Genomic DNA, 26,665 nt, shown 5'->3' on the forward strand with positions numbered 1-26,665 from the left:
AAAGGCGCCGGCGAACCCGGCGCAAGGGGCGAAAAGCCGAGCATCAGAAGTCGTAGCGACCGGTCACGCCGAGGGTTCGCGGGGTGCCCAGCAGGCCTTCGTAACCGCCGTTGCCGGCGGTCCAGAGGGTGGTGTAGTAGGTCTTGTCGAAGGCGTTCTTCAGCCACAGCGAAACGTCCCACTGGCCCTGTTCGTAGTTGCCGCGCAGGCCGGTGGACAGGTTGACCACGGCGTAGCTGGGGATCTGCCCGTAGTCGGAATCCTCCACGGTGCCCACCGCCTTGGAACGGAAGGCGTAGCTGGCGGTGACGTACTCTTCCAGGCCGTTGTCCAGGTTCCACTTGTATTCGCCGTTGGCGTTGCCGATCCATTTCGAGGCGCCCACCACCTGGTGGCCACTGAGATCGCAGGAGGCTGGAGCACCGGGGCGCAGGCTGACTTCCGGCGGGCACGGCGCGTCCTTGTAGGACAGGTAGCGCACGTCGTTGTAGGAACCGTTGAGGTTCAGGGTCAGGCCGCGAATCGGCACCAGGGTGCTTTCCACTTCCACCCCGCGTGAGCGCACCGAACCGGCGTTGGTCAGGTACTGCACGCGGTTGGCATTGTCGTAGGCGTTGGTCTGGTAGCCGTTGACCTGGGTCCAGAACAGGTTGGCGTTGAGTTGCAGGCGACGGTCCCACAGGGTGCTCTTGAACCCCAGCTCGGCGTTGTTGGCGCGCTCGGTGCCGATCAGCAGCGAGTCGGCCCCGGCGGTCGGCGCCGAGCCCACCGCCAGATTGACCCCGCCGGACTTCTCGCCGTGGGACAGGGTGGCGTAGCCCAGCAGGTCATCGGTGAAGCGGTAGCTGAGGTTGAGCAGGCCCGAAGGGCTGGTGCTGTACTGGTTGAGGTCGCCGGAATCATAGGCCCCGGCACGACCACGACGGGCATTGGCGGCGGCACCGGCCACCGCCGCGCCCCCCAGCGGCGCGTTGCGGCTGACCCAGGCGCTTTTTTCCTCGTAGGTGCCGCGCAGCCCGGCGGTGAAATCCAGGCGCTCGGTCAGGTGCCAGGTGCCCTGGGCGAACAGGGCGAAGCTGTTGGTCTGGATATGCCCGTTGCCGAGGCTGGTGACGTTGCTCAGGGCGCCGGCCGGGGTGCCGTTCCAGATGTCCGCCTGGGGCCCGTAATAGGCGAAGGATTTGTTGTCCAGGTCGGAGCCGAAGTAGTAGGCGCCCAGCACGTAGTCGAAGAAGCCGCCGGTGGGCGAGGCCAGACGGAATTCCTGGGACCACTGTTTGTCCTCCACCGACACCCCGGCGTTGTAGCTGGCCGGCACGTTGAGGCCGTCGTCGTTGCGCGGGGTGAAATTCCACCAGCGGTAGGCACTGACCGAGGTCAGGGTGAAGTCGCTGGGCAGGGTCCAGTTGGCCTCAAGCGAAGTGCCGCCCTGGAACACCGTCACGTGCTGGTCGTTGTCCAGGTTGACCTTGCGCTGCGAACCGTTGACCAAGGTCGCTCCGGCCGCCGCCGCGCGGGACTCGTAGACGTTGGTGCCGTTGATGGTCGGCCCGGTGCTGTACAGCACCCGGGTGCCGGCACTGGAATCCTCTTCGTTGTAGTCGCCGATCCAGCGCAGGTTGAAGCGCTCGTTGGGCTTGTACAGCAACTGCCCGCGAAAGCCCTGGCGGGAGCCGCCATTGAGGTCATGGCCGTCGAACTCGTTCTTGATGTCGCCATCGCTGCGGGTGCGGTAGGCGGAAAAACGCCCCGCCAGCTCATCTGTCAGCGGCCCGGAAATGGTGCCCTTGGTCTGGAAGTAACCGTCCTCGCCGAGGGAGGTTTCGATGCTGCGCTCCGGGGTGAAGCTCGGCGCCCGGGTGCTGATGTTGATCACCCCGGCGGTGGTGTTCTTGCCGAACAGGGTGCCCTGGGGACCGCGCAGCACTTCCAGCTGCTCGATGTCCATCAGGTCGAACACCGCCATCCCCGGCCGTCCCAGGTAGACGTTGTCGAGGTACAGCCCGACGCTGCCTTCCAGGCCGTCGCTGGCCGGGTTATTGCCCAGGCCACGGATCGACACGCTGGACTGGCGCGCATGCATGTAGGCGACGTTGACGCTGGGCACCAGTTGCTGCAGATCCTGGATGCGATAGACCCGCTGGCTCTCCAGGGCTTGCCCGCCCACCACACTCATCGGCGTGGGCACGTTCTGCGAGCTTTCCTCGCGGCGGCGGGCGGTCACGGTCACCGTCTGCAACTGGCCGTCATCGGCCTTGCTGGCGCTGCTCTTGGCCGGCGTGGTGTCTGGCGCCGGAGCGTCTTCGGCCCAGGTCGGCGTCCAGCTCGCGCTGCCGGCCAGCAACAGCGCCAGGGGCAGGCGCTTGAGCCGCCGGGGCGAGAGGGGTGAAGCGAGGGACAACGGGCTCATGGGCGGCTCCTGGTCAGAAAATATACAGCCTCGTATATTCCTTAAAGTTATTTATTTATGTTTTTACAAAGATTTACTGCATAAGAGATTGCCTTTATAAGGAGTCGACCTAATGCATAGCCAATGCATTTCCCCGATATTTTTTATGTGAAAAATGCATATCGACCTGCGCCAGCTCCGCCACTTCATCGCCCTCGCCGAGCAGCGCAGCTTTGTCGCGGCCGCGGCGGCGGTGAACCTTTCGCAATCGGCCTTCAGCCGCAGCATCCAGGCCCTGGAACACAGCGTCGGTTGTCAGCTGGTGGATCGCGGGCGCAAGGACCTGGCGCCGACCAAGCAGGGCCAGTTACTGCTGGAGCACGCGCGGCGGCTGGTCAGCGGCGCCCAGCAGATGGCCAACGAGATCAGCCAGTTCAATGGCCTGGAGGCGGGAGAGTTGCGTTTCGGCTGCGGCCCGGCGCCGGCCTCGGGGTTGATCCCCCGGGCCATCGGCAGCTTCATCGGGCGTTATCCCAAGGCCCGGGTGCAGTTCCAGGTGGATGACTGGCAAAGCCTGAGCAAGCGCCTGCTCAGCGAAGAGTTCGAGTTCTTCGTCGCCGACACCCGGCACTTCGAGGCCGACCCGGATTACCTGACCCAGCGCCTGCGTCCGCGCAAATGGCATTTCTGCTGCCGCGCCGGGCACCCCCTGGCCCAGCGCGACAGCGTCAGCGCCAGCGAACTGATGAGCTACCCGCTGGCGGTGACCATCCGCCCGCCGAACCTGCGCAAGGTCATCGTCGACCTGAGCGGCAAGCCGGACTTAACCCCCAATGTGGAATGCGAAAACAGCTACAGCCTGCTGGGGGTGGTGCTGCGCTCGGACGCCATCGGCATCATCGGCTCCTACAGCGACGCCTTGCACAACGCCAAGGGCGAACTGGTGTGCCTGAAGATCGACGGCCTGGCCGACGACCTGGAAGAGCTCTACACCCGCTACGGCATCGTCAGCCGCGCCGGCTACCGCCTGTCGCCCCTGGCGGCGGCGATGATCGACGAGATCAAGGCCATAGACGAACAGGACGAAGCGCTGCCGTCCCTCGACAACCTGGCCGTCTGAGCGCCTGACTGGCGTCCTGCCCCGACACTCGCCCCCTGCGCTTGCACCTGTAGCCGCTGCCGAGCCTGCGAGGCTGCGAACGAGGACGCAGTCCTCGCCCCGGCCATCCACGGCAAATCCCCAGCGGCCGCTGCGCGGCCGATCGCAGCCTGCGGCAGCGGCTACAGGCGATGCATGCCATGCATCAAAACTATTCGGCAAATGCGCTTGCCGGGAGGCCCCGCCGAAGGCGAAAAAACTCGCCTGTCTTCCCTTCGGTGAACCCCATGTCCAACACCCTCCAACCCGTGCGCAACGTGCTCTACATCATGTGCGACCAGCTGCGCCGGGATTACCTCTCGTGCTACGGCCACCCGCACCTGCACACCCCGAACATCGACCGCCTGGCCGCCGCCGGGGTGCGCTTCAGCCGCGCCTACACCCAGGGCACCATCTGCGGCCCGTCGCGCATGTCGGCCTACACCGGGCGCTATGTCAGCAGCCACCAAGTGGCCTGGAACGCCGTGCCCCTGCCCCTGGAAGAATGGACCCTGGGCGACTACCTGCGGCCCCACGGCATCCGCACCGCGCTGGTGGGCAAGACCCACGCCACGCCCAACCTCGACGCCCTGCAACGACTGGCCATCGACCCCGAGAGTGCCCAGGCCGAGGTGCTCAACGAAGTCGGCTTCGAGCCCTACTTGCGTCACGACGGCATCTACCCCGACGACCCGATCTTCGACGACAAGCGCGAGGCCGCGCCCTACACCCACTACCTGCGCAACCTCGGCTACGACGGCCTCAACCCCTGGCACGACTGGGCCAACGCCGGGGCCGGCGCGCAGGGGCAGATCCTCAGCGGCTGGAAGATGCGCCACGCGCACCTGCCGGCCCGGGTCGCCGAGGAACATTCGGAAACCGTCTACACCACCGACCGCGCCATCGACTTCATCAGCGAACAGGGCGAGCAGCCCTGGTGCCTGCACCTGTCCTACATCAAGCCGCACTGGCCCTATATCGCACCCGCGCCCTACCACGCCCTGTATGGCCCCGAGCAGGTGATCCCGGCGGTGCGCGCGGCGCCCGGGCAGCTCAGCGATCACCCGGTCTACGCCGCCTTTCGCCAGCATGAAGAGAGCCTGAATTTTTCCCGGGATGAGGTGCGCCTGAACGTGGTGCCAACCTACATGGGGCTGATCAAGCAGGTGGACGATCAACTGGGCCGGCTGTTCGATTTCCTCCAGAGCAATGGCCGCTGGGACGACACCTTGATCGTCTTCACCAGCGATCACGGCGACTTCCTTGGCGACCACTACCTGGGGGAAAAGGAGTTCCTGCTGGAGCCAGCGGTGGGCGTGCCGCTGATTGTCCGCGACCCGCGCGCGGCGGCGGACAGCCGCCGTGGCACGGTGGATGAACGCCTGGTGGAAACCATCGACGCCCTGCCGACCTTTCTTGAGGCCCTGGGCCTGCCGGGGGCCGAACATCGCCTGGAAGGACGCTCGCTGATCCCGCTGCTGCACGGCGCGACAGTGGACTGGCGCCGCTACGCCATCAGCGAATACGACTACGCCTTCCAGGCTCCGGCCCGGGAGCGCCTGGGCCAGCCCATCGACCGCTGCCGCATGACCATGGTGCGCAGCGAACGCTGGAAGTACCTGGCCTATGACGGCTTGCGCCCGCAACTGTTCGACCTGCACCACGACCCGCAGGAGCTGCATGACCTGGGGGCGGACCCGGCCTATGCCGCGGTGCGTGAAGAACACCTGGGGTATCTGCTGCAATGGCTGCGCGGCCTGAAACGCCGCACCACCATCAGCCATGAAGAGATCGACCTGCGCGGCCAGCGTTTTCGCTACGGCGAACCGGAGAGCGAAAAGCTGGTACAGATCGGCGTGTGGTAACCCGCGCGTGCACCTCCCCTTGCCGGTGAAGAGGCCCTTGAGTCTTGCATCGCTCTCAGGGACGCCTTCGCTGGCAATCCAGCTCCTACAGCGGGCAGGTTCATCGCATAAATTCTTGTAGGAGCCGGCTTGCCGGCGAAGAGGCCCTCAAGCCTTGCAGCGCTCTCTGGGACGCCTTCGCTGGCAAGCCAGCTCCTACAAGTGGGCAGGTTCATCGGGTAGATGCCCGTGGGGCGGGTCAGAGGCCTTTGATGGTCTGGCTGCGCTGGCCGTGGACGCCCACCGGGACATCGCCCTTGAGGGTCACGCGGCGCACGATGCGGTCCTGTGTGCCGTAGTCGTCCACGGCGTAGTGCTGGGTCGAGCGGTTGTCCCAGATCGCCACGTCACCGGCGCTCCAGCGCCAGCGCACGGTGTTTTCCAGGCGGGTGACGTGGCTTTGCAGCAGGTTGAACAGGTGCGCCGAGTCGGCCTGGGAATAGCCTTTGATGCGCTTGACGAAATGCCCCAGCACCAGGCTCTTTTCGCCGCTTTCGGGGTGCACGCGAACAATCGGGTGCTCGGTCTCGAACACCGTGGAGGTGAAGACTTTGCGGTAACGCTCCAGCTTCTCCGCCGAGACGTCCGGCTTGGCCCCGGCATAGTCGTATTCGTTGCTGTGCACCGCCCAGAGCTTGTCCGCCAGCTCCCGCAGTTCCGCCGGCAGTTCGTTGTAGGCCGTGGCGGTGTTGGCCCACACCGTGTCGCCACCGGAGGCCGGGGCCACCACCGAGCGCAGGATCGAGGCTTTCGGGTAGGCGTCGACGAAGGTCACGTCGGTGTGCCAGGAGTTGGCCCGCTGGCCCTCGGCGCCGTCCAGCTCCAGCAGGTAACGGGTGCCGTCGCGCACCGGCACGGTGGGGTGGGCCACCGGCTCGCCCAACAGGTGGGAGAAGGCTTCCTGGCTCTGGTCGTCGAGGTGGGTCTGGCCACGGAAGAAGATCACCTTGTACTGCACCAGCGCTTGCTGGATGGCGTCCACGGTGGCGGCGTCGAGATCGCCGGACAGTTGCACGCCACGGATCTCGGCGCCGATGCGACCGGCCACCGGGTGGATATCAAGGGCATCAACAGCGGGTTTAACGGCTAAGGCGGCATTGCTCATCAGGTACACCCTCATCGACTGCTTACGGTTGGAACCGCCGCGAAACAACGCTCTATCTATATTCAATTTAGATCTAATAGATAACTACATGCTTCGTTGACGGAATAAGAGCTTGCATTTAAAACCTCATGCCTCACTCGTCGCAAATGCCTTCGAGCTATTTTTCGGATGCCGGGAAAGCATATGGATCTTCGCCAATTGCGTTACTTCATCGCCCTCAATGAACACCGCAGTTTTGTCCGCGCCGCCGACGCCATGGGCATCACCCAGCCGGCCTTCAGCCGCAGTATCCAGGGCCTGGAACAGGAGTTCGGCTGCGTACTGGTGGACCGCGGCAACAAGGACCTGCGCCCCACCCCGGAAGGCCAGGTGGTGCTGCAGCACGCCTTGAGCCTGGTGCAGGGCGCGGCCTTGCTCAGCAGTGAAGTGACCCAGATGACCAAGCTCGATGCCGGCGAAGTGCGCTTCGGCTGCGGCCCGGCCCCGGCGGTGAAACTGGTGCCCGACGCGGTGGCGCAATTCACCAGTGCCCACCCGAAGGTGCGCACCTGCTTTGCCGTGGATAACTGGGAGAAACTCAGCCGCAGCCTGAACCGCGAAGAGATCGAATTCTTTATCGCCGACATCCGCCATTTCGAGGCCGACCCGAACTACCAGACCCAGCCGCTGACGCCCAAGCGCGGGGTGTTCTTCTGCCGCCCCGGGCACCCACTGCTGGCCAAGGAAAGCCTGTCCACCAACGACATGTTCGACTACCCCCTGGCCACCACCCTGATCCCCCCGGGGATTCGCAAGCTTTTGGCCAACCTCAGCGGACGCATCGACTTTTCACCCACCATCGAAACCGAGCACTTTCCGGCGCTGGTGAAGATCGTCCGCCAGTCCAATGCGATTGGCGTGGGCACCGCCGAGGCCTTTGCCGAAGACATCGAACAGGGTTCGCTGGTGCTGCTGCACTGGCGCAACCTGCCGCAGAACATCGACAGCCTGAATGCCCGCTGCGGCATCGTCAGCCGCAGCGGTTTCCGCCTGTCGCCGGCGGCACGCAAGTTGATCGAAGTGCTGGTGGCGGTCGACCAGCAAAGCCACAGCATCGCCGTCTAACCCTGTAGCCGCTGCCGCAGGCTGCGAACGACGACGCAGTCGGCGCAAGACGGCACCCGGTTCCTCCAGATAGACCGCGTTGCCGGCCCAGCGCCCCCACGGCGCCAAACGCTGCCCTGTAGCCGCTGCCGAAGGCTGCGAACGACGACGCAGTCGGCGCAAGACGGCACCCGGTTCCTCCAGGTAGACCGCGTTGCCGGCCCTGGCGGCCCCTACGGTGCCGAACGCAGCCTGCGGCAGCGGCTACAGGGGTTCAGGAAGGGCTTTACAGGCCTGCGGCGGCGAGTTGCGGGGCGACCCAGGCATCCACCTTGAACGGCTTGCGGATCAACCGCTCCTTGGCCGCCAAGTCCACCGAATCCTGCAATTTGCCGAGGAACACCGGGTCCAGGGTCGAGGGGAAGATCTCGCTCAGGCGCTGGTCCTTGAGGTCTTCCTGCAGGATCACCGGCGGGTAGCTGGCCAAGCCCGACACCAGCTGGATATAGGCGTCCTTGTTGCTGTCCTGGGTCAGCCACTCTACGGCCTGCTGCTGGGCCTTGAGCAGTTTCTCCACGGCCTCGGGATGCTCGTCGACAAATTTGCCGGCGCCCACCAGCACGCTCTGCACGCTGCCGGCACCGCCCAGGTCCTTGGTGCTCAGGGGCAGCTCGGCCAGCCCCTTGCTGCGCAGGGCGGAAAGCCCGGTGCTGCCCCAGGACGCATCGATCTGCTTGGCCGCCAGGGCCGCCACCGCCGCGTTGAAGTCGAGGTTGACCACCTTCAGGTCCTTCTCGCTCAGGCCCCGGCTGGCCAGGGCCGCGTCGAACGAGAGCTGGGTGGCGGTGCCACGGAACACCGCCACGCGCTTGCCCTTGAGGTCTTCCAGGGTCTTGATTCCGGAACCCGGCACCACCCCCAGGTAGTGCTTGACCCCACGGGCCGAGGCGCTGAGCAGACGCGTGTCCAGGCCATTGGACTTGCCGATGATGGCCGCCAGATCGCCAAGATAGGCCAGGTCCACCTGGCCGTTGGCGAAGGCTTCGTTGATCACCGGCCCCGCGCCCTTGAAGAAATTCCATTGGATCTGGATGCCCTGGTCGGCAAAGGCCTTTTCGAAGATCTGTTGCTGGCGCAGCACGTCCACCACCCCGCCGCCGCTGTGCTGGGTGCCGGCACTGAGGTCGGGCACGGCGATGCGGATTTGCTTGAGCTCGGCGGCCTGGGCCAGCAGCGGCAAGCACCCCAGCAGTCCCGCCAGGGCCGGCGCGGCGAACAGGCTGATCACGCGTTTGAAGGGAAGGTTCATGGGTGCGGCTCCTGATGGCAAAGGCTGTGAGGAGCAGAAGGTAGGCACGGAATCGATCAACCTTTAAATACTATAAATTCACATTTTAATAACCGTATTGAATAAACCAGCTGCCACGGGCGCCCCGGAGGATATGCATCAAATGCATGAAAAATATTCTTCAAATGCATTGGATGCGTGTCGGCCAGAAGCCTTAAATGGCTTCTCTTATCTCTTAATAGAATCGATAAGAATCTTAATAGACCACAAACGCATAACACGTAGGCGCCGGCTTGCCGGTGAAGAGGCCCGCCAGCCCTGATTCGCTGACCAGCCAGCGCCTGCGGCATCGACCCACGCCATGCAGTACCCGACGACGGAGGTCATCCATGGCCCGTGTTTCCCTGCTCAGCCTGCCCCTGGCGGCACCGTCCAACGGCCGCCCGGGCTGGCCCGCAATCCATCAGCGCCTGCTGCCCTGGCTGCTGCCCCTGAGCCTGTTCGTCCTGTGGTGGCTGGCCAGCCGCAACCTGTGGATGAGCGAGCAGATCCTGCCGGCCCCGGCCCTGGTCTGGAGCAGCGCCCTGGAGCTGGCCCATGGCGAGCTGTGGAGCCATCTGGCGATCAGCCTGCAACGGCTGTTCTGGGGCTTGCTGGCCGGCATCGCTGCCGGTGCCCTGCTGGGCGGCGCCCTGGGTTTCAGCCCGCGTCTGGAGCGTCTGGTGTACCCCACCTTCGGCGCCCTGGCGCAGGTTCCGACCCTGGCCTGGATTCCCTTGTTCATGGTGTTTTTCGGCATCGGCGAAGTGCTCAAGCTGGTGGTGCTGGTCAAGGCCGTGGTGGTGCCGGTGACCCTGCACACCCTGGTGGGCGTGCGCGACGCCCAGCCCAGGCTGCGGGAAGCCGCCGCGGTGCTGCGCCTGCCCCCGGCCTTGCTGATCCGGCGCCTGGTGCTGCCCGCCGCGCTGCCGGCGTTCATGGCCGGGGTGCGCCTGGCCCTGGCCACCGGCTGGACTTCGTTGCTGGCAGTGGAGCTGCTGGCCTCCAGCGAGGGCATCGGCTACCTGATGGTCTGGGCGCGGCAACTGTTCATGCTGGATATCGTCTTCGTCTGCATCCTGGTGATCGGCGTGCTGGGGGTGTGCATGGACCGTGGCATCGGCTGGCTGGACCGCACCCTGGTGCACTGGCCGCACCCGGCCACCGCCGCCCTGCGTCGTGGCCCGCGTTATCAGGGCTGGCAGCGCCTGCAACCCTGGCTGCTGCCCCTGGCCTTGCTGGCCCTGTGGCAAGTGGCGAGCGCAGAGCAATGGGTGGACGCCAACATCCTGGTAAGCCCGCTGGCGGTACTCAGCACCACTGTCGACGGCCTGCGGGACGGCAGCTTGCTGGGAGGCATGGGCCTGAGCCTGGGCCGCGCCCTCGGCGGCCTGGCCCTGGGTGGCGGACTGGGCCTGGCCCTTGGCCTGCTGCTGGGGCTGTCGCGGCTCAGTGAACGGCTGCTGGGCCCGACCCTGGCCGCGATCCGCCAGATCGCCCTGTTCGCCTGGGTGCCGTTGCTCACCGCCTGGTTCGGCCTGGGGGAACTGGCCAAGTGGGTGTTCGTCGCCCTGGCCGCGTTCTTTCCATTGTTCATCGCCACCCAGCGCAGCGTCGCCCAGCTGTCGCCGCAACTGGCGGAGGCCGCCCAGGTGCTGCGCCTGAACCTCTGGCAACGCCTGCGCCGACTGGTGCTGCCCGGGGCGGCGCCGGGCATCTTCGCCGGCCTGCGCATCAGCCTGATCTACGCCTGGATGGGCACCATCGGCGCGGAATACTTCATGCCGTCCAACGGCGGCATCGGCAGCCAGATGATCAGCGCCCAGCAACTGCTGCGCATGGACCAGATCATGGCCGGCATGCTCCTGGTGGGCCTGACCGGAGCCCTGCTCAACCTGCTGGGCCAACAACTCGAAACCCGCGCCACCCGCTGGAGACACGCATGAACGCACCCCTGGTCAGTTTCAATCACGTGGGCAAGAGCTTCGCCGTCGCCGGTGGCGAGGTGGAGGCGATCCGCGAATTCAACCTGGACATCGCCGACGGCGAATTTGTCGCCATCGTCGGTTCCAGCGGCTGCGGCAAGTCCACCCTGCTGCGCCTGCTGATTGGCCTGGACACCGAGTTTCGCGGCGAGATCCGGGTCGACGGCCAGGCCGTCAGCGGCATCGGCAGCGAACGCGGCATCGTGTTCCAGGAACACCGCCTGTTCCCCTGGCTGACGGTGGCCGAGAACATTGGCCTGGGCCTGGTCAACGAGCCCCTGAGCGCCGCTGAGCGCCAGCGGCGGATAGAGGATTTCATCGAACTGGTAGGGCTCAAGGACTTTACCCGGGCCTATCCCCACCAGCTTTCCGGCGGCATGGCGCAACGGGTGGCCATTGCTCGCGGGCTGGTGGCCAGCCCGCGCATCCTGCTGCTGGACGAACCCTTCGGCGCCCTCGACGCCCTGACCCGCCAGCAGATGCAGGACGAGCTGCTGGCGATCCGCGAGCGGGCCAAGATCACCACGGTGCTGGTGACCCACGATGTCGAGGAAGCGATCTTCCTCGCCGACCGGGTGGTGGTGATGGAACCGCGCCCGGGCCGGATCAAGCGCGTGGTCCAGGTGGCCCTGCCCCACCCGCGCCAGCGCAGCGGTTTCGACTTCCACCAACTGCGCGAAGAACTGCTCCACGAACTGACCAGCGATGATCACTACCAGGCGCCGCAGCCGGTGCAGATCCGCGACCTGCCCTTGACCTTCATTGCTTGCTGAACAGGAGTGCCGCGATGCCGCAACGTCCCAACTTTCTGGTGATCCTGGCCGACGACCTGGGCTTCTCCGACCTCGGAGCCTTCGGCGGCGAGATCGCCACGCCGAACCTCGATGCCCTGGCTTTCAATGGCCTGCGCCTGACCGATTTCCACACTGCCCCGACCTGCTCGCCGACCCGTTCCATGCTGCTCACCGGCACCGACCATCACATCGCCGGGATCGGCACCATGGCCGAGGCCCTGACTCCAGAACTGATCGGCAAGCCGGGCTACGAGGGTTATCTCAATGACCGCGTGGTGGCCTTGCCGGAACTGCTGCGCGAAGCCGGCTACCAGACCCTGATGAGCGGCAAATGGCACCTGGGGCTGACCGCCGAGCGCGCGCCCCATGCCCGGGGCTTCGAGCGTTCGTTTTCACTGCTGCCGGGGGCGGCCAATCACTACGGCTTCGAGCCGACCTACGATGAACACACCCCCGGGCTGCTGAAATCCACCCCGGCGCTGTACATCGAGGACGACCAATTCATCGATGAGCTGCCGGCGGATTTCTATTCCTCCGATGCTTTCGGCGACAAGCTCTTGCAGTACCTCAAGGAACGCGACCAGAGCCGGCCGTTCTTCGCCTACCTGCCGTTCTCGGCGCCCCACTGGCCGTTGCAGGCCCCCGAAGAGATCGTCGCCAAGTACCGTGGCCGCTATGACGCCGGCCCCGAGGTGCTGCGCCTGGAACGCCTGGAAAAACTCAAGGCCCTGGGCCTGATCGAGGCCGAGGTCGAGCCCCATCCGCTGATCAACCTCAACGCCGAGTGGGACGCCCTCAGCGACGAGCAGCGCCAGGTTTCGGCGCGGGCCATGGAGGTGTATGCGGCGATGGTCGAGCGCATGGACTGGAACATCGGCCGGGTGGTGGACTACCTGCGCCAGCAGGGCCAGCTGGACAACACGCTGATCCTGTTCATGTCCGACAACGGCGCCGAAGGCGCGCTGCTGGAAGCCTTTCCCAAGTTCGGGCCGGAGCTTTTGACCTACCTCAACCAGCACTACGACAACCGCCTGGAGAACATCGGCCGGGCCAACTCCTACGTCTGGTACGGCCCGGCCTGGGCCCAGGCGGCCACCGCGCCATCGCGGCTGTTCAAGGCCTTCACCACCCAGGGCGGGATTCGCGTGCCGGCACTGCTGCACTACCCGCAACTGCCGCTCAAGGGACAGATCAGCCACGGCTTCGGCACGGTGATGGACATCACCCCGACCCTGCTCGACCTGGCCGGCGTGCGCCACCCCGGCAAGCGCTGGCGCGGGCGCGATGTGGCGCCGCTGCGGGGCAAGTCCTGGCTGGGCTTTCTCTCCGGCGAAACCGCCCAGGTGCATGACCAGCACACGGTGACCGGCTGGGAGCTGTTCGGCCGCCGGGCGATTCGCCAGGGCCAGTGGAAGGCGGTGTACATCCCCGGGCCGGTGGGCCCGGCGACCTGGCAGCTGTACGACCTGGGCCAGGACCCGGGCGAGATTCACGACCTGGCCCAGAGCCAGCCGGAAAAACTGCGCACCCTGCTGGAGGAATGGCAGCGCTACGTGGATGAAACCGGGGTGATCCTCAGCGAATCGCCGTTCCAGCCGGATTGAGCTTGTAGGAGCTGGCTCTGAACCGGACCGTGCAAGAGCGGGCCTGTGTAGGAGCTGGCTCGCCAGCGAAAGCGTCCTCCAGAACAACACAAGTCTCCAGGGCACTTTCGCCGGCAAGCCGGCTCCTACGCGGTGCGTTTGGGTTGTCGGTGAATACACCGGGCTGTGCCAGGCGCTGGCCTCAGCCTCGGGTGATGCTGCAGGCCGGGGTGGTCGGCAGTTCCTTGATCACAACGTAGTGCCCCGCCCGGTTTTTCTCGACCAGCAACAGCGAAGCGGCCAGGTAGCTGCCGTGCAGGTTCTGGTCGACAAAACAGATGGTGATGCCCTGCTTCCCCCGCGCCATCACGCTGACGCTGTAGACCCAGCTTTGTTCTTCGTCCATCGCGCTGTAGCCGCCCTCGGCGCCTGCATCCTTCTCGTAGATCCGATAGGGCGTCTGGCCCAGCGTGGTGCCGTCCGGGTAGTGCTTCGGCCTTAAGGAATTGCGAAAACTGTTCACTTCCAGATGCTTCAAGATACTCAGCGCCAGCGCCTCGTTGCGGCCCTGCGCCACCGAGTCGGCCAGCGACACGCTGCCCACACTCATCAAGGCAACGGCGATCAATCGCCTTAGCGCACTGTTCATACTGTCTCCCTGTCGTTGCCCCTTCGCGGATTCCGGGCGTTTCCCGGCGCCGCGCGACCTTGGCTTAACGTTATCGGTCCCTGGATATTTAACCAGAAAGACAGTCCGTCCCCTCAAGCCCGGGCGTTATGCGCCGGTTGCGTGGTCACCTGCTCCACGGGATGAAAGCGGTTGGCCCGGGCAAAGGTGCCGAAATCGTTGAAGCGCACGCCCATCTCGGCCATCACCTTGTGTGCCACCGGCGCCGTCAGCTGGCGGATGTAAAAGGGCTCCTTGACCACGAAATGATGGATGCCGTGGGTGCTGCCGAAATTGCAGCAGAAGGCCTGCAGCGGCCACATCCACCAGGGGTTGAGCACCTGGGTCTGCTGGATCACGTTGCCCGGTTCGATATCGCCGTAGTAGTGCATGTTGGAACTGACAAAGTGCAGGCAGAAGGTGCGCAGCACGTTGGGGCCGATGATCACCACCACGGCGATATCGATGCCGTGCATCAGCGCCAGGGTGTCCTGCGACCACTGGATCGGGCTGCCGAGCAACGCGGCGACGCCATTGGCGGCATGAAAGCCGAGGAACAGGTACCAGGCGCCCCAGTGCAGCAACGCCAGCGGCGCATACACCGCCAGGGTGCGGCCGAGGATGCGCAGCTTGTGCTTGGCCCCCGGCGCCCGCAGCAGGCGGATGAAGGCCGCCATCATGTTGTCGCCGACCATCAGCAGGCGGGCGACGCCCCAGGGTTCGCCGTTGGTGATGGCGCGCTCTTCGATATCGCTCTCGCTGCCGGACACCTTGTGGTGATTCAGGTGCAGATGACGCCGCACCCAGGGGTTGATGGTGCTCGGCCGCGCCAGCCAGACCAGCGCCAGCATCAGGTTGTGGGGCAGGCGCTGCTTGCGAAAGTACATGCTGTGGATCAGGTCGTGTTCCAGCTCGTGGGTCAGGGAAGCGAAGAACGCGTTGAGCAGCAGGCACGCCCACCAGGTCAGGTAGCCAGCGACATAGAGCGCCGCTGACCCCAGCATCCCGGACAAGGCAAAGAGCAGAATCCCCGCGCCCAGGGCGTCCTGGTGCCGCAGCAAGGGAAAGCGCCGGCGCAGTTCATCGCCCCGGGCCAGGACCACCTGGCGAATGTGCGCCGCTCGCTGTTGTGCGTTCATCCGCTCGGGGCTTGCAGAAATACCCTGCATGATTCCATCCTCTGGTCAGTGATGTGTGCATCCTGCCCCGAGCCCCGGCTCCGGGCCCTAGCCGTAAACGCCAACCTGTTGACCGGACGCGCCAATCGCATGACCGAAGCCACTTCCCTTGCCAGCTGGACCCGCGCCTTGCGCAAGCAACTGGACGCCCTCGACCTCGACAGCGACGCACTGTGCCGCGCAGCCGGGCTCGACCCGCAATTGATGGATGACCCCAACGCCCGCTATCCGCTGTCGGCCACCACCCGCCTGTGGCATCTCGCCGTGCAGGCCAGCGGCGACCCGGCCATTGGCCTGCGGGTGTCGCGCTTTGTCAGCCCCACCACCTTCCATGCCCTGGGCTACGCCCTGGTGGCCAGCGGCAGCCTGCGGGAAGTGTTCGAGCGCATCGTGCGTTATCACCAGGTGGTCAGCGATGCCCTGGAACTGGCCCTGACCCGCGAGCCGGACCGCTACCGGTTCTTCCTCAAGGTGCCCGACGGCGCGCCGCAGCCGGCCATCGAGGCCATCGACGCCTTTGCCGCGATCTACGTGCGCACCTGCCGCAACCGCCTGGGCCGCGACTACGCGCCGCTCGCCGTGCATTTGCGCCGCCCGGCGCCGGCGGACCCGAGCCAGTGGCACAAGGTGTTCCGTTGCCCGGTGCACTTTGCCGCCGCCGACGACTGCCTGGAATTCGGCCTGCACGATTTCGACAGCCACCTGGACGACGCCAACCCGGAACTGGCCGAGCACAACGAAGCGGTGCTCAAGCGCACCCTGCTGCAACTGCGGCCGCTGACCTGGGAGCGCAAGGTGCGCGGCGTGATCGAAGCCCAATTGCCGGAAGGCGAACCCTCCGCCGAACGAGTCGCCCAGGCCCTGCACCTGAGCCTGCGCAGCCTGCAACGGCACCTGGCGGATGAAGGCACGCGTTTCGACACCCTGCTCAACGAATGCCGGGAAAACCTCGCCCTGCTGCACCTGCGGGACCAGGAGTGCTCCCTGAGCGAAATCAGCTACCTGCTGGGCTTTGCTGACGCCAGCAGCTTCAGCCGGGCGTTCAAGCGCTGGACCGGAATGACCCCGGGGCAGTTTCGCGACGGTTTGCGCTAAGCCCCGCACCGGCCAGCCGCACCCTCCACCAATCAAAAATCCCGCGAGAGAGACTCAGCCGATCTACACTGCAAATTGCATCAAATAGGATGCATTTAATAAATTTCAGTAAAAATGCACTGTATACAATGCGGAACAACACCCATGGAAAGCCTTGGACAACTGATCCGGACCCTGCGCAAAGAGCGCAAGCTCTCGCAGCAAGCGTTGGCAGAGCAATACGGCATGAGCCGCGCCACCATCTCGGGGATTGAAAACAACACCATTACCGAAATCGGCCTGCGCAAGGTCGAAGCCATTCTCAATGGTTTTGGCTACGAGCTCAGCGCCGTGCCCCGCCACCGGCAACGCCCGACCCTGGACAGCCTGAAACAGGCACATTTCCATGACTGAGGAACAGCGGCTGCACATCCGTGTGGCCGGCACGGCGGTGGGCACTCTCGGCCGTGGCCAGGCGCCGGCGGACTCGGTGTTCACCTACAGCGACAACACCTCGCCCCACGACGCGGTCTCGCTGACCATGCCGCCACGCCTGGCGAGTTATGGCTGGGACCAAGGCCTGCCACCGGTGTTCGATATGCACCTGCCGGAGGGTTCGCTGCGCGATGAACTGCTGCGCCGTTTCAGCAAGGCGGTGCGCGGTTTCGATGACTTCGCCCTGCTATCGATCGTGGGGCCGCACCAACTGGGTCGGGTGGCCATCAGCACAACCCAACGCCCCCAGGCGCCCTTGCCGGAAACCAGCCTGAAAGACCTGTTGGTGCATGACGGTGCCGAGGGACTGTTCGAGGATCTGTTGGCGACCTATGGCCAGTATTCAGGGGTTTCCGGGGTGCAGCCCAAGGTCCTGATCCGCGACAGCGCTGACAGCGTCGAACGCCTGACCCATCGCGGCGCCACGCATTTGGTGAAGGCTTTTCGCGCCGATCAATACCCCCACCTGGCCGCCAACGAATTCTTCTGCATGCGCGCGGCGCTGCATGCCGGCCTGCCAGTGCCGGAGATCGAACTCAGCCAGAATGGCCAGTTCCTGGTAGTCAAGCGTTTCGACCTGAGCGACCAGGGCTACCTGGGTTTCGAGGATTTCTGCGTGCTCAACGCCTGGCCGGCCAAAGCCAAGTACGACGGCTCCTACGAAGGCGCGGCGAAACAGATCAAGGCCTTTGTCTCCCCACACCTGCTGAACCGGGCCCTGGAGTCGTTCTTCAAGATCGTGGCGTTGTCGGCCGGACTGAGAAATGGCGATGCCCATCTGAAGAACTTCGGCGTGCTCTACCCCGACACGGATGTGGCCGCCCCGGTAAGCCTGGCTCCGGCCTTTGATCTGGTCACCACGTCGGTCTACATCAAGGCGGACAGCCTGGCGCTATTACTGGGAGGCTCCAAGGCCTGGCCCAAACGCCAGGCGCTGCTGCGCTTCGCCCGCACGGCCTGTAACCTCAGCGAAGGCCGCAGCCATGAACTGTTGCAACAGGTCGAGCACGGCATGGCACAGGCAATGGGCGAGATGCAGGTCTATAGCGCTGCCCATCCCGCCTTCAAGGGCATGGCCGAGGCCATGAGCGAGGCCTGGAAAACCGGTGTGGCGCGCAGCCTGACCCGTTGATCCGGGCACCGTTAAAGAACCGCAAAACCCAGCTCGAACACCGTGGCCTGCCCCTCGCTCGCGACCCGCACCTGACCGCCATGCAGCAGCATGATCGAGCGCACGATGGCCAGGCCCAGGCCGCCGGAATCCCCCGGTTCAGCGCGGGACGGGTCGACCCGGTAGAAGCGGTCGAACAGCCGGGGCAGGTGCTCGGGGGCAATCGCCGGGCCCTGGTTGTGCACCTGCAGCCAGCACCAGCCGGCTTCGTCGCGGCGTCGCAGGCGGATCAGCGAACCCGCGTCGGCGTGGCGCACGGCGTTGGCCAGGAGGTTGCCCAGAGCCCGTTGCAGCAGTTGCTGGTCGGCCAGCAGCTCGCCGTAAAAACCGTTCTCCAGGCGGATCTGCCGGTCATCGGCCAGGGCCTCGAAGTAGTCGCACAACTGCGCGCCGACGCCCGAGAGTGACAGCAACTGGCGGTCCAGCGCCGCATCGGCCTGCTCGGCCCGGGCCAGGAACAGCAGGTTCTCGGCCATGCGCCCCAGGCGCTCGAACTCCTCCATGTTGGAGGCCAGCACTTCCTGGTACTCCGCGGCGCTGCGGGGCTGGTTCAGGGCCAGGCCGTTGCTGCCCAGCAGGTTGTGCAACGGCGTGCGGATTTCATGGGCCAGGTCGGCGGAGAACTGCGACAAGCGCTGAAAGCTCTCCTCCAGACGCGCCAGCATGGCGTTCAAGGCTTGCACCGGCTCGTGGAATTCGGCCGGGATGCCGCTGGTGTGCAGACGTCGGTCGAGGCTGCGCAGATCGATCTCGCGCACCGACTCGCTGAGCTGGCGCAGCGGCTGCAAGCCCCGGCGCAATAGCAGCAGGCCCAGGGCGAAGGCCAGCAAGGCTCCCAGGCCTACCGCCAGGTACAGGCGCAGGCGGTAGCTGGCGAGCATCTGCTCGCGCTCGCTGAGGACCTTCCCGGCAATCACCGTCAGCGCCTCGCCCTTGGGGCCGCTGGCCTGCCCCGCCAGCAGGGCCAGCGGAACCTGGTCGCTGCCCGGCCAGAGGAGGATGTCGCGGCGTTGCGGGCGCTGCTCCCGGGCAATCGGCAGCAACTCGGGCAAGCGCTGTTGCCGGGGGTTGATGCCGATCACCGTCGAGCCATCGGCCCGCAGCACCAGCAGCAGGCTTTCCTGGTTGCCCAGCATGTTCTGGTACAGCCGGGGCCGGGCTTGCAGGGCGTCCAGGCTGTCGCTGTCCTGCAGCAGGGCGCGCACCTGTTCCAGGCGCCCGAGCAGGGCGAGGTCGTCGCGGTAGGCGATTTCCTCGGCCAGGGAGCGGTAGAGGAACACCCCGATCACGCTCAGCACCAGGGCGCAGACCGCGGCAAAGGCCAGGGCCAGCCGCCAGGCGATGGAACTAGAGCGCTTCATCCGGGGCTTCCAGCTGGTAGCCGACGCCACGCACGGTGTGGATCAGCTTGGGCATATAGGGATCGTCGACCTTGGCCCGCAGCCGGCGCACCGCCACTTCCACCATGTTGGTGTCACTGTCGAAATTCAGGTTCCACACCTGGGAGGCAATCAGGGTCCGCGACAGCACCTCGCCCTGGCGGCTGGCCAACAGGTGCAGCAGGGCGAACTCCTTGTTGGTCAGGGCGATGCGCTGGCCGCCACGGCTGACCCGGCGACGCAGCACATCGATCTCCAGGTCGGCGATGCTGAAGGATTCGGCCTCGCGCAGCGGCCCGCGGCGCAGCAGGGTGCGGACCCGGGCCAGCAGTTCGGCGAAGGCAAAGGGCTTGAGCAGGTAGTCGTCGGCGCCCAGTTCCAGGCCACGGACCCGATCTTCGATGGCGTCCTTGGCGGTGAGGAACAGCACCGGGGTGGCACCGCGCTGGCGGATCAACTGCAGCAACTGCCAGCCATTGAGGCCGGGGAGCATCACGTCGAGGATGATCAGGTCGTATTCCTGCTGCTCGATGAAATAGCGCCCGTCCAGGCCGTTCAGGGCCACGTCCACGGCGAATCCGGATTCTCCCAGGCCCTTGGCCAGAAAATTCGCGGTCTTGGCTTCGTCTTCAACTACCAGCAAACGCATGGTGCACCTCGGAAATGATCGGCACAGGCTAGGCGCACGGCGCGCGCTTGCCCATTACAAACTTGTAATCCAACTGACGAGGTTCTGACGAGCACCGCTGGGTAAGGTGGCGGCCTGTCTTTGCGGAGCCTTCCCATGATGTGCAAAACCCTTGTTGTAAGCCTTGGTCTGGGCCTCGGCCTGGGCCTTGCCGGCAGCGCCCTGGCGGCCCCGGAACTGCCTCGCCACGCCGAGCTGGACCTGGCCACCGCCCGTCAATTGGCGGACGCCAGCCTGGCCCAGTGCACGGCCGTGGTGTCGGTACTGGACCGTGGCGGCAACCTCTTGGTGACCCTGCGCGCTGATGGCGTCGGCCCGCACAACACCGTCGCCAGCCAGCGCAAGGCCTATACCGCGCTGTCCAGCAAGACCCCGAGCCGGCTGTTCGCCGAGCGGGCGCGCAACAACCCCGAGGCGGCCAATCTCAATACCTTGCCGGAGCTGTTGTTGCTGGGGGGCGGGATTCCGCTGTTCGCCGGTAACGAACTGGTGGGCGCCATGGGCATTGCCGGGGCCGGTGGGGCGGCGCAGGACGAGGAATGTGCGCTCAAGGCGGCGCAGAAAATCGGTTTGCGGACCGCGCTGTAACGCGGTCGGCGTGTGGATTGTTTGATCAATGTGATGAGGAGTCTTGCATGAACTTTTTGCGTAATGGCCTGGCCGCTATCGGCCTCTGCGGTCTGTCGAGCCTGGCCCTGGCGGCGGGCAATCCCTTGAGCGTGCATGTGCTGAACCTGGAGAACGGCCTGCCCTCGCCGGGGGTCAAGGTGACCCTGGAGCAGCATGTGGGCCAGGACTGGAAAGCCCTGTCCAGCGGCGTGACCAACGAGCAGGGGCGGATCAGCGAGCTGTTTCCCGCGGGCCAGGCGCTGACGGCGGGTGAATACCGGGTGGTGTTCAAGACCGGCGAATACTTCAAGCAGGCCAAGCGCGACACCTTCTTTCCGGAGATTCCGGTGATCTTCGAGGTCAAGCAGACCGAGCAGCACTACCACATTCCGTTGTTGCTCAGCCCTTATGGCTTCTCGACCTATCGTGGTTCGTAGGAGCTGGCTGCTGGCGAAGGCGGTCTTGAGGGCCCCTTCGCTGGCAAGCCAGCGCCTACAGGCCGGCGAGGGCCCGCAGGCGCTCGGCGTCGAGGATTTCGATCTCGCCGTAGCTCAGGCGCAGGATGCCCTGGTGCTGCAGGTCCTTGAGGATCTGGTTGGTGGTCTGGCGCGACAGCGAGAGCATCAGCGCCAGTTGCTCCTGGGGCAGTTGCAGCAGGCTGCGACTTTGGCTGACTTCGCCGTAGCCGCTGGCCATCGCCAGCAGGCGGTTGGCCACCCGCGCCGGGGCCGGCATCAGGCTCAGTTGCTCCAGATTGATAAAGGCCAGGCGCAGTTTGTGGCTCATCAGCAGCGCGAACTGGCGCCAGTATTGCGGCTGTTGCTCCAGCAGGTGCAGCAGGTTCGCCTGCGGCACCTGGAGCAGGGTGCAGGCGCCTTCGGCGTAGGCATCGTGGGTGCGCGGCTGGCCGTCGAACAGGCAGATCTCGCCGAACCAGTGCGGCGCCTGCATCAGGCTGAGCAACGCTTCCTTGCCCTGTTCGCTGACCGCGCCCACCCGCACCGTGCCCTCCAGCACCGCGTACAAACCACAGGGCGGATCGCCGCGACGGAACAGGCACTGCCCCGCCGTCAGCCGACGCAGGCGGGCGTTGTCGAGCAGACTATTCTGTAAGGAATCCGGCAGGTGGCTGAACCACTGGCCGGTCATCAGGCATTCACGCCACGGGTGCAGGTCCATGAACAGGTCTTTCCCTCAGGGCATCGCAAGGATTGTCGCCTAGCTGACAGTGCCGTGATCGGTGGCCGGGCATGATCGGGCCACCCTTACGGAGGAACAACAATGAAAAGCCTCGTTGATCATCTCAGTCAATACGCCGCCTACCACCGCGACCCGCGCAATATCGCCAGCCACTTTATCGGTATTCCAATGATTGTGGTGGCGGTGGCCGTGCTCTTGTCCCGTCCCGCCTGGCCACTGGCGGGGATCCTGGTGTCGCCGGCCGCGCTGCTGGCCCTGGCCTCGTGCGTGTTCTACCTGCGCCTGGAGTTGCGCCTGGGCGTGTTGATGAGTGTGCTGATGGGGCTGTCGGTCTGGGCCGGGCAGGCGCTGGCAGCGCAGAGCACCGGGCTGTGGTTGAGCAGCGGCCTGGGCCTGTTCGTGATCGGTTGGGTGATCCAGTTCATCGGCCATTACTACGAGGGCCGCAAACCGGCCTTTGTCGATGATCTGTCGGGTTTGATCGTCGGTCCGCTGTTCGTGGTGGCCGAACTGGCGTTCCTGCTGGGGCTGCGCCATGACTTGAAACAGGCCATCGAGCAGCGCTCGGGCCCGGTGGCTCTGCGGCACAAGAAAGCCATGGTCTGAAGCCCTGGCCGGGGGTGCCGAACGCCCCCCGGCCAGGTTCTTTCACAGGGTGCCGAACTCCACCCGCACCGTCAGTTCACCCTGGTTGTCCTGCAGGCCGACACCGTAACGCCCATCCAGGTCGTCATTGATACACAGTTGCAGTTCCCCTTGGCGGCCCGCCGGTATCTCGGCCAGATCACCGATCAGGAAGGGCTCGCCATCCGCACCGACCCGGCCGATCAATGCCCCTTCGCTGGCTCCCGGCAAGGTGTAGCCGGGCTTGGCGAGGTAGAGCGGATTGCCCCGGCCATCCACCATGCCTCCCGCCGGACTGGCGGACCAGTGCCCGCCGACATAGCGCACCAGCCGCGGACTCACGCCATTGAGCTGCACCCCGGTGCCTTGCCACGGCCTGTTGGCCTGGACCGTGACCGTGGCGGCCTTGAGCTCGTTGGCCAGCACATCAGCAGCCTGAAACGACAGCGCGGCGATGGTCAGGCTGGGGTTGGCCGTCCCGCTGCTGGGGAACACCCCGTCCCCCACCAGGAACAGATTGGGGTGTTCCCAGCTGCGCTGGTGCTTATCCACCACCGAGGTCTTGCGGTCGTCACCCATGCGATAGGTGCCCATCAGGTGCCCGGCCCCCTGGAAGCTGTAGGGCTCGTCATCGTAGATGAAGAATCCGGGGTTCTTATCCGGTGTCGGTTTGAGATTGGTGAGTTCGGTAGCCCCCAACAGCTCGGTGATGATGTAGGTGGCCGCCTGCCGGGCCTGCTTGAAGCCCTCCTTGGTGTAGTCCGACAGCTTGTAGTGAATCTCTGGGCGAGGGATGCCCAGACCGTCCTTGTACTCGCTGGAAGGCACGATGTAGCAGTCGGCGTGGTCCGGGTCCTTCTCCACCTGTTCCACCAGGAAGGCAATGCGGAATTGACGGGTCAGACGATCATTGAGGGTACGAATCAGATCCTCTCCAAACAACGCCAGGGACGTTGGGTTGGTGTTGCTGTCTTTCTTGCCGTCGATCAGGTCGCACACCGTGGCGTAGGGATCGCCGATCGGCCAGTTCAGGCCCTCGTTGCCGATCTCGATGCGCCACGCCGCCCGGTGATGGCGAAAGGCTCCGTCGCGCAGGCTTTCGATGCCCGCCGTGGACACCGGCCCACGATAAGGGAACACCTTCTGCCCCGGCGGCATCAGCCCCCAGGCCAGGTAGATCGGGTGGTCCGCCAGGCTGCGCCCGACCTGGCCACTGCTGTTGGCCACGCCATTGGGCGCCTCGGCGCAAGCTGAATTGAGCAACAGCTTGGGGGTCTCGATGGCGTGGGCGGCGATCACATAGCGCTGCCCGAGGGCCACGCCATTGGCGGTGGGCGGGCCGTCCCCCAGCTGGTACTGGATGAACTCGATACCGCTGATGTCGGACTTGCCATCGACCCGGACCTTGCTCGCCACGGTCTGGTACAGCACCCGCACGTTGCCGGTTTCCAGGGCCTTGTTCAGGGTCACCGTGGCGTCGTACTTGGCCTGGATCGGGCAGATCGGCGTGCAGTTGGTATTGCCCGCGCAGACCCGGCGCCCGGCGTAGGGCTCGGAGTTGCGCCCGGCCGGCGTCGGGCTCACCCGCAGCGGCATGCCGGCGAACGAACGCCCCTTCAAGGCCGAGACGAAGCGCTGATCCACCAGGGACAGCGGAATGCTGTGCATGGGGAATTGATAGTCCTCGGGAAAGGTCATGCCCAGGTAATCCTGGTCACCCACATCCGCCGCCACGCCAATCTCCGCCTCGGCGCGGCAATAGGCGCTTTGCAGATCCTGGTAGCCGATGGGCCAGTCGACCCCGACGCCGTACAGCGACTTGAGGCGAAAGTCGTTGGGCAGCATGCGCAGGCAGGTGGCCACCCAGTGCCAGGTGGTGCCGCCGCCCACGCGCTCATAGGTGCTGGTGAACGCCTCCGGGCCTTTCTGCACCAGGTAGCTGGTCGCGGGCTCTTTCCAGCCGTTGATCAGGTCGGCAATGGTCGGCCGTGGCGCGTTCTGCTGGGCCGGCTGCAGTTCCGGATAAAGCGGCGGCTGCAAGTTGCTGGCCGGAGGATAGGGCGACTCCGGGGTCTTCAGGGTGGCGTTGTAGAAGCGCTCCATGTATTGCGTGCGATTGGCCGGAATGCTCGGCCCGGACTCCAGCACCAGGACCTTGATCCCGGCCAGCCCCAGTTGATAGGCAATGATGCTACCGGCCAGGCCGGCGCCGACTATCACCACATCCGCTTGTTCTGTGCTCATGACGAAGCTCCTTGCTGCCCCTTGGCGGGCACACCGGTAAAGGCCTCCAGGCTCGGCGGCGTCTCGTTCCAGTAGCCGAAATGAAACTGGCTGTAGCCCATGGGATGAGCCTGGGCGACCTTCCAGGCCCAGCTCTGCTGGTACGCCAGGTCGGACACGACCCACTGCTGCCCGGCCTTGAAGCTGCTGGCGTCATAAGGCTGGTACCAGACCCCCAGCAGCCACATTTTCATGATCGAACGACAGGCCTTGGCCGCAGGTGTGGCCGCCGGCTGGCCGTTGCTCATCAGCAACGCCCGGGCGATCTGTTGCGGGCTCTGCTGGTCGGCCACCAGGCTGGCGTACTGGCTCAGCAGGTCATTGAGTTGGGCCTCGGTCAGCTTCGGGCGGATATAGGCCAGAAACTGGCTGGGCAGGTCGATGGGGTCGATCGACGGCGCCAGCAAGGCCTTGCCGATCCCCAGCAACGCCGAGGACAGGCCGACAAAGTTCTCACGCTCGGTGCTCATGGTTTGCTCCCTGCGGCGCCAGTGGATTGGGCACGCTCCAGCAGATAGGTGAAGTCGGCGAAGGTGGTGCGGGGGTTCTGGGTGACCCGGGTCGTCGCGTTGTTGTGGCAGTCCATGCAACTGGAGGACGCCTGGGGCACCGTGCCCTGGATAAAGGTTTCCAGGGTGGCGTTGGCAAGGAAGGTCGGGGCCGGGCTGCCCAGGGGATTGGTCGGCGACGGCGTCTCGCAGTCCGGGGCCGGATCGGCGGGCCATTGGGTGTCGATCATCTGGTAGTTGGCCCAGACACTCTGCGGGTTGGCCGTGCGCAGCAGCGCCTGGTAGGTGCTGTTCAGTGCCTTGGCGGCCTCGGTCAGCGGGATCTCGCGGACGATCTGAGACGGCGTGGCCTTGACCGCCGGGTTCCAGGGCCGGGGCGGTGGTTCGTTGACCTTGGCCGGGCTGGCAGCGTTGTAGAACAGGTACGGGCCTTTGCGCTGCTCCGGTGGGGTGGTTTTTTCCGGCACGTTGTCCACGTGCTCGAAGGTCGACCAGACCCACTGCGGCGCCAGCGCGGTCTTGTGCACGATGTGCAGGCCCACCAGCCCCACCGCCTCGGCCTTGCACGACTCTTCCACGATGGGCCCATGGGTCGGATCGCTGTTGCCGGGGGTATAGACCAGGGCGTCCACCGTATGGAAGCGGCTGCGCTGGTCGTTGCCGTCCAGCACCTTCCACGAGGCCTTGACCATGATTGCGCCGAGCTTCTGGTGGGGATTGGAGCTGCAACTGAAGGCCACGCGGTTGTTCGGGCTGGCGGCGAAATACGCCTGCTGACCCTGGACGCTGTACAGGCCCTTGTCGACGATATCGTTGAACATCGGCCGGTTGACCACGATTTCGTTGCGGGTGTAGGTGCCGCTCTGGTCCACCAGCGGGCCGCTCTGGAACGGCTGGATGAACTCGTCGAGGACACCCGCGACCTTGCCCATCTGTTGCAGCAGGCGCCCGGACTTGAGCCCTTCACAGGGCTTGGGAAGAATCGCCGGGGCCTCCCAGGCCAAGGGCTTCTCGCCCTTGGCCCGGAAGATCTGATAGCTCTCTTTCCAGCTTTCCCAGACGGTGGGGCCGTCCTCCTTGCCGATGGGGCCAGTGCCGGGACTGCCGTCGGCCTGGGCCGGCCAGTTGAGGGCGATGAAGGTCTGCCAGGACAGCACGTCGAAATCGCGCTGCAGGCTTTCCAGGGTTGGTGTCGGGGGGGCGGTCACCGCGACGTCGTAGGGTATGTGCGAGGACAGGTCAGGTGGCGCAAGCGCCAGGGCCAAAGGGCTGAGCAGTGCACCGCAGAGTGCACAACCGAACCTCGGACCGGGCCGATAGACTTCCTTTTTCATGCTTGTCTCCTTGGCATCAGGCTGGCCAGGAGACAGAACGCCGGTCCTTCATGGACTCTTCAATTGCGCCCTCCTGGCACCATTTCCAGCGTAGATAAGGAAACTTGCGCCCAGGGCACGGGCCATAGATCGAATCGAGCTAGCAG

Annotated in this window: 23 protein-coding genes; 12 read left to right on the plus strand and 11 right to left on the minus strand. The window is 65.4% G+C overall.

Features of this window, described 5'->3' with window-relative positions; translation table 11 throughout:
- Positions 1 to 43: 43 nt before the first annotated feature.
- The gene (locus GWQ44_RS15150) at positions 44 to 2,410 is read right to left on the minus strand and encodes a TonB-dependent receptor (RefSeq protein ID WP_275927681.1); all 2,367 of its coding nucleotides are present in this window, start codon (positions 2,408 to 2,410) and stop codon (positions 44 to 46) included.
- Positions 2,411 to 2,564: 154 nt separating this feature from the next.
- Between GWQ44_RS15150 and GWQ44_RS15155 the strand changes: the two genes are divergently transcribed.
- Both GWQ44_RS15155 and GWQ44_RS15160 read left to right on the plus strand, forming a co-directional pair.
- Complete coding sequence (locus GWQ44_RS15155; RefSeq protein ID WP_275927682.1) at positions 2,565 to 3,509, plus strand: LysR family transcriptional regulator; 945 nt, start codon at positions 2,565 to 2,567, stop codon at positions 3,507 to 3,509.
- Between the two features lie 266 nt (positions 3,510 to 3,775).
- Positions 3,776 to 5,392: an alkaline phosphatase family protein gene (locus GWQ44_RS15160; protein WP_275927683.1), complete on the plus strand. Its 1,617-nt coding sequence runs from the start codon at positions 3,776 to 3,778 to the stop codon at positions 5,390 to 5,392.
- A gap of 238 nt (positions 5,393 to 5,630) precedes the next feature.
- On the opposite strand, the gene GWQ44_RS15165 is transcribed toward GWQ44_RS15160, so the two are convergent.
- Positions 5,631 to 6,536, minus strand: a complete 906-nt coding sequence (locus GWQ44_RS15165; protein WP_047301544.1) for a TauD/TfdA family dioxygenase — start codon at positions 6,534 to 6,536, stop codon at positions 5,631 to 5,633.
- Between the two features lie 183 nt (positions 6,537 to 6,719).
- On the opposite strand from GWQ44_RS15165, the gene GWQ44_RS15170 reads away from it, so the two are divergent.
- The gene (locus GWQ44_RS15170; protein WP_179598777.1) at positions 6,720 to 7,640 is read left to right on the plus strand and encodes a LysR family transcriptional regulator; all 921 of its coding nucleotides are present in this window, start codon (positions 6,720 to 6,722) and stop codon (positions 7,638 to 7,640) included.
- 265 nt (positions 7,641 to 7,905) lie between these two features.
- On the opposite strand, the gene GWQ44_RS15175 is transcribed toward GWQ44_RS15170, so the two are convergent.
- Complete coding sequence (locus GWQ44_RS15175; RefSeq protein WP_103740177.1) at positions 7,906 to 8,928, minus strand: ABC transporter substrate-binding protein; 1,023 nt, start codon at positions 8,926 to 8,928, stop codon at positions 7,906 to 7,908.
- Positions 8,929 to 9,296: 368 nt separating this feature from the next.
- Here GWQ44_RS15175 and GWQ44_RS15180 point away from each other — a divergent pair, with 368 nt between their 5' ends.
- Genes GWQ44_RS15180 through GWQ44_RS15190 form a run of 3 tightly spaced genes read left to right on the plus strand, consistent with a single transcriptional unit; the run spans position 9,297 to position 13,329 of the window.
- The gene (locus tag GWQ44_RS15180; protein ID WP_275927684.1) at positions 9,297 to 10,892 is read left to right on the plus strand and encodes an ABC transporter permease subunit; all 1,596 of its coding nucleotides are present in this window, start codon (positions 9,297 to 9,299) and stop codon (positions 10,890 to 10,892) included.
- On the plus strand, positions 10,889 to 11,704 hold the full coding sequence (locus tag GWQ44_RS15185; protein ID WP_179598781.1) for an ABC transporter ATP-binding protein: 816 nt from the start codon (positions 10,889 to 10,891) through the stop codon (positions 11,702 to 11,704). The genes GWQ44_RS15180 and GWQ44_RS15185 overlap by 4 nt, the downstream gene beginning before the upstream one ends.
- Before the next feature lie 14 nt (positions 11,705 to 11,718).
- Positions 11,719 to 13,329: an arylsulfatase gene (locus GWQ44_RS15190; RefSeq protein WP_275927685.1), complete on the plus strand. Its 1,611-nt coding sequence runs from the start codon at positions 11,719 to 11,721 to the stop codon at positions 13,327 to 13,329.
- A 181-nt stretch (positions 13,330 to 13,510) separates the two neighbouring features.
- On the opposite strand, the gene GWQ44_RS15195 is transcribed toward GWQ44_RS15190, so the two are convergent.
- Complete coding sequence (locus tag GWQ44_RS15195; protein WP_085057498.1) at positions 13,511 to 13,957, minus strand: pesticin immunity protein; 447 nt, start codon at positions 13,955 to 13,957, stop codon at positions 13,511 to 13,513.
- Between the two features lie 113 nt (positions 13,958 to 14,070).
- Positions 14,071 to 15,144, minus strand: a complete 1,074-nt coding sequence (locus GWQ44_RS15200; protein ID WP_275927686.1) for a fatty acid desaturase — start codon at positions 15,142 to 15,144, stop codon at positions 14,071 to 14,073.
- A 99-nt stretch (positions 15,145 to 15,243) separates the two neighbouring features.
- Between GWQ44_RS15200 and GWQ44_RS15205 the strand changes: the two genes are divergently transcribed.
- The 3 genes from GWQ44_RS15205 (at position 15,244) to GWQ44_RS15215 (ending at position 17,854) form a co-directional block, all read left to right on the plus strand.
- A complete protein-coding gene (locus GWQ44_RS15205) occupies positions 15,244 to 16,248 on the plus strand; it encodes an AraC family transcriptional regulator (RefSeq protein WP_047300869.1) in 1,005 nt (334 codons plus the stop codon).
- 144 nt (positions 16,249 to 16,392) lie between these two features.
- Positions 16,393 to 16,641: a helix-turn-helix transcriptional regulator gene (locus GWQ44_RS15210; RefSeq protein ID WP_179598787.1), complete on the plus strand. Its 249-nt coding sequence runs from the start codon at positions 16,393 to 16,395 to the stop codon at positions 16,639 to 16,641.
- Positions 16,634 to 17,854 (plus strand): type II toxin-antitoxin system HipA family toxin, encoded by a 1,221-nt coding sequence (locus tag GWQ44_RS15215; RefSeq protein WP_275927687.1) that lies wholly within the window; start codon positions 16,634 to 16,636, stop codon positions 17,852 to 17,854. Before GWQ44_RS15210 ends, GWQ44_RS15215 begins: the two co-directional genes overlap by 8 nt.
- An 11-nt stretch (positions 17,855 to 17,865) precedes the next feature.
- Here the strand turns inward: GWQ44_RS15215 and GWQ44_RS15220 are convergent, their stop codons facing one another.
- Positions 17,866 to 19,254, minus strand: coding sequence for a heavy metal sensor histidine kinase (locus tag GWQ44_RS15220; RefSeq protein WP_199012317.1), 1,389 nt, complete (start codon positions 19,252 to 19,254; stop codon positions 17,866 to 17,868).
- Complete coding sequence (locus GWQ44_RS15225) at positions 19,241 to 19,921, minus strand: heavy metal response regulator transcription factor (RefSeq protein WP_041115126.1); 681 nt, start codon at positions 19,919 to 19,921, stop codon at positions 19,241 to 19,243. Before GWQ44_RS15225 ends, GWQ44_RS15220 begins: the two co-directional genes overlap by 14 nt.
- A gap of 135 nt (positions 19,922 to 20,056) precedes the next feature.
- On the opposite strand from GWQ44_RS15225, the gene GWQ44_RS15230 reads away from it, so the two are divergent.
- Together GWQ44_RS15230 and uraH are read left to right on the plus strand one after the other, a co-directional pair.
- The gene (locus tag GWQ44_RS15230) at positions 20,057 to 20,548 is read left to right on the plus strand and encodes a heme-binding protein (protein WP_199012316.1); all 492 of its coding nucleotides are present in this window, start codon (positions 20,057 to 20,059) and stop codon (positions 20,546 to 20,548) included.
- A gap of 47 nt (positions 20,549 to 20,595) precedes the next feature.
- Positions 20,596 to 21,006: a hydroxyisourate hydrolase gene (gene uraH / locus GWQ44_RS15235; RefSeq protein ID WP_016964923.1), complete on the plus strand. Its 411-nt coding sequence runs from the start codon at positions 20,596 to 20,598 to the stop codon at positions 21,004 to 21,006.
- Between the two features lie 55 nt (positions 21,007 to 21,061).
- On the opposite strand, the gene GWQ44_RS15240 is transcribed toward uraH, so the two are convergent.
- Positions 21,062 to 21,748, minus strand: a complete 687-nt coding sequence (locus GWQ44_RS15240; RefSeq protein ID WP_016964922.1) for a Crp/Fnr family transcriptional regulator — start codon at positions 21,746 to 21,748, stop codon at positions 21,062 to 21,064.
- Positions 21,749 to 21,850: 102 nt separating this feature from the next.
- Between GWQ44_RS15240 and GWQ44_RS15245 the strand changes: the two genes are divergently transcribed.
- Entirely contained in the window at positions 21,851 to 22,375 is a 525-nt protein-coding gene (locus tag GWQ44_RS15245; protein ID WP_047300858.1) for an Mpo1-like protein, read from the plus strand.
- Between the two features lie 42 nt (positions 22,376 to 22,417).
- Here the strand turns inward: GWQ44_RS15245 and GWQ44_RS15250 are convergent, their stop codons facing one another.
- The 3 genes from GWQ44_RS15250 to GWQ44_RS15260 are packed head-to-tail and all read right to left on the minus strand — an operon-like array spanning position 22,418 to position 26,519.
- On the minus strand, positions 22,418 to 24,637 hold the full coding sequence (locus GWQ44_RS15250) for a GMC family oxidoreductase (RefSeq protein ID WP_275927688.1): 2,220 nt from the start codon (positions 24,635 to 24,637) through the stop codon (positions 22,418 to 22,420).
- On the minus strand, positions 24,634 to 25,146 hold the full coding sequence (locus GWQ44_RS15255; RefSeq protein WP_016968487.1) for a hypothetical protein: 513 nt from the start codon (positions 25,144 to 25,146) through the stop codon (positions 24,634 to 24,636). The genes GWQ44_RS15250 and GWQ44_RS15255 overlap by 4 nt, the downstream gene beginning before the upstream one ends.
- A complete protein-coding gene (locus GWQ44_RS15260; protein ID WP_103740189.1) occupies positions 25,143 to 26,519 on the minus strand; it encodes a cytochrome C in 1,377 nt (458 codons plus the stop codon). Before GWQ44_RS15260 ends, GWQ44_RS15255 begins: the two co-directional genes overlap by 4 nt.
- Positions 26,520 to 26,665: the final 146 nt, after the last annotated feature.

The sequence above is a fragment of the Pseudomonas sp. 3MA1 genome (assembly GCF_029237275.1).
Classification (GTDB): domain Bacteria; phylum Pseudomonadota; class Gammaproteobacteria; order Pseudomonadales; family Pseudomonadaceae; genus Aquipseudomonas; species Aquipseudomonas fluorescens_AP.

What these genes read in the sequence shown, in the direction of transcription:
- GWQ44_RS15150 (WP_275927681.1), bottom strand. Translation starts at nt 2,410, where the DNA reads ATGAGCCCGTTGTCCCTCGCTTCACCCCTCTCGCCCCGGCGGCTCAAG.
- GWQ44_RS15155 (WP_275927682.1), top strand. Translation starts at nt 2,565, where the DNA reads ATGCATATCGACCTGCGCCAGCTCCGCCACTTCATCGCCCTCGCCGAG.
- GWQ44_RS15160 (WP_275927683.1), top strand. Translation starts at nt 3,776, where the DNA reads ATGTCCAACACCCTCCAACCCGTGCGCAACGTGCTCTACATCATGTGC.
- GWQ44_RS15165 (WP_047301544.1), bottom strand. Translation starts at nt 6,536, where the DNA reads ATGAGCAATGCCGCCTTAGCCGTTAAACCCGCTGTTGATGCCCTTGAT.
- GWQ44_RS15170 (WP_179598777.1), top strand. Translation starts at nt 6,720, where the DNA reads ATGGATCTTCGCCAATTGCGTTACTTCATCGCCCTCAATGAACACCGC.
- GWQ44_RS15175 (WP_103740177.1), bottom strand. Translation starts at nt 8,928, where the DNA reads ATGAACCTTCCCTTCAAACGCGTGATCAGCCTGTTCGCCGCGCCGGCC.
- GWQ44_RS15180 (WP_275927684.1), top strand. Translation starts at nt 9,297, where the DNA reads ATGGCCCGTGTTTCCCTGCTCAGCCTGCCCCTGGCGGCACCGTCCAAC.
- GWQ44_RS15185 (WP_179598781.1), top strand. Translation starts at nt 10,889, where the DNA reads ATGAACGCACCCCTGGTCAGTTTCAATCACGTGGGCAAGAGCTTCGCC.
- GWQ44_RS15190 (WP_275927685.1), top strand. Translation starts at nt 11,719, where the DNA reads ATGCCGCAACGTCCCAACTTTCTGGTGATCCTGGCCGACGACCTGGGC.
- GWQ44_RS15195 (WP_085057498.1), bottom strand. Translation starts at nt 13,957, where the DNA reads ATGAACAGTGCGCTAAGGCGATTGATCGCCGTTGCCTTGATGAGTGTG.
- GWQ44_RS15200 (WP_275927686.1), bottom strand. Translation starts at nt 15,144, where the DNA reads ATGCAGGGTATTTCTGCAAGCCCCGAGCGGATGAACGCACAACAGCGA.
- GWQ44_RS15205 (WP_047300869.1), top strand. Translation starts at nt 15,244, where the DNA reads ATGACCGAAGCCACTTCCCTTGCCAGCTGGACCCGCGCCTTGCGCAAG.
- GWQ44_RS15210 (WP_179598787.1), top strand. Translation starts at nt 16,393, where the DNA reads ATGGAAAGCCTTGGACAACTGATCCGGACCCTGCGCAAAGAGCGCAAG.
- GWQ44_RS15215 (WP_275927687.1), top strand. Translation starts at nt 16,634, where the DNA reads ATGACTGAGGAACAGCGGCTGCACATCCGTGTGGCCGGCACGGCGGTG.
- GWQ44_RS15220 (WP_199012317.1), bottom strand. Translation starts at nt 19,254, where the DNA reads ATGAAGCGCTCTAGTTCCATCGCCTGGCGGCTGGCCCTGGCCTTTGCC.
- GWQ44_RS15225 (WP_041115126.1), bottom strand. Translation starts at nt 19,921, where the DNA reads ATGCGTTTGCTGGTAGTTGAAGACGAAGCCAAGACCGCGAATTTTCTG.
- GWQ44_RS15230 (WP_199012316.1), top strand. Translation starts at nt 20,057, where the DNA reads ATGATGTGCAAAACCCTTGTTGTAAGCCTTGGTCTGGGCCTCGGCCTG.
- uraH (WP_016964923.1), top strand. Translation starts at nt 20,596, where the DNA reads ATGAACTTTTTGCGTAATGGCCTGGCCGCTATCGGCCTCTGCGGTCTG.
- GWQ44_RS15240 (WP_016964922.1), bottom strand. Translation starts at nt 21,748, where the DNA reads ATGGACCTGCACCCGTGGCGTGAATGCCTGATGACCGGCCAGTGGTTC.
- GWQ44_RS15245 (WP_047300858.1), top strand. Translation starts at nt 21,851, where the DNA reads ATGAAAAGCCTCGTTGATCATCTCAGTCAATACGCCGCCTACCACCGC.
- GWQ44_RS15250 (WP_275927688.1), bottom strand. Translation starts at nt 24,637, where the DNA reads ATGAGCACAGAACAAGCGGATGTGGTGATAGTCGGCGCCGGCCTGGCC.
- GWQ44_RS15255 (WP_016968487.1), bottom strand. Translation starts at nt 25,146, where the DNA reads ATGAGCACCGAGCGTGAGAACTTTGTCGGCCTGTCCTCGGCGTTGCTG.
- GWQ44_RS15260 (WP_103740189.1), bottom strand. Translation starts at nt 26,519, where the DNA reads ATGAAAAAGGAAGTCTATCGGCCCGGTCCGAGGTTCGGTTGTGCACTC.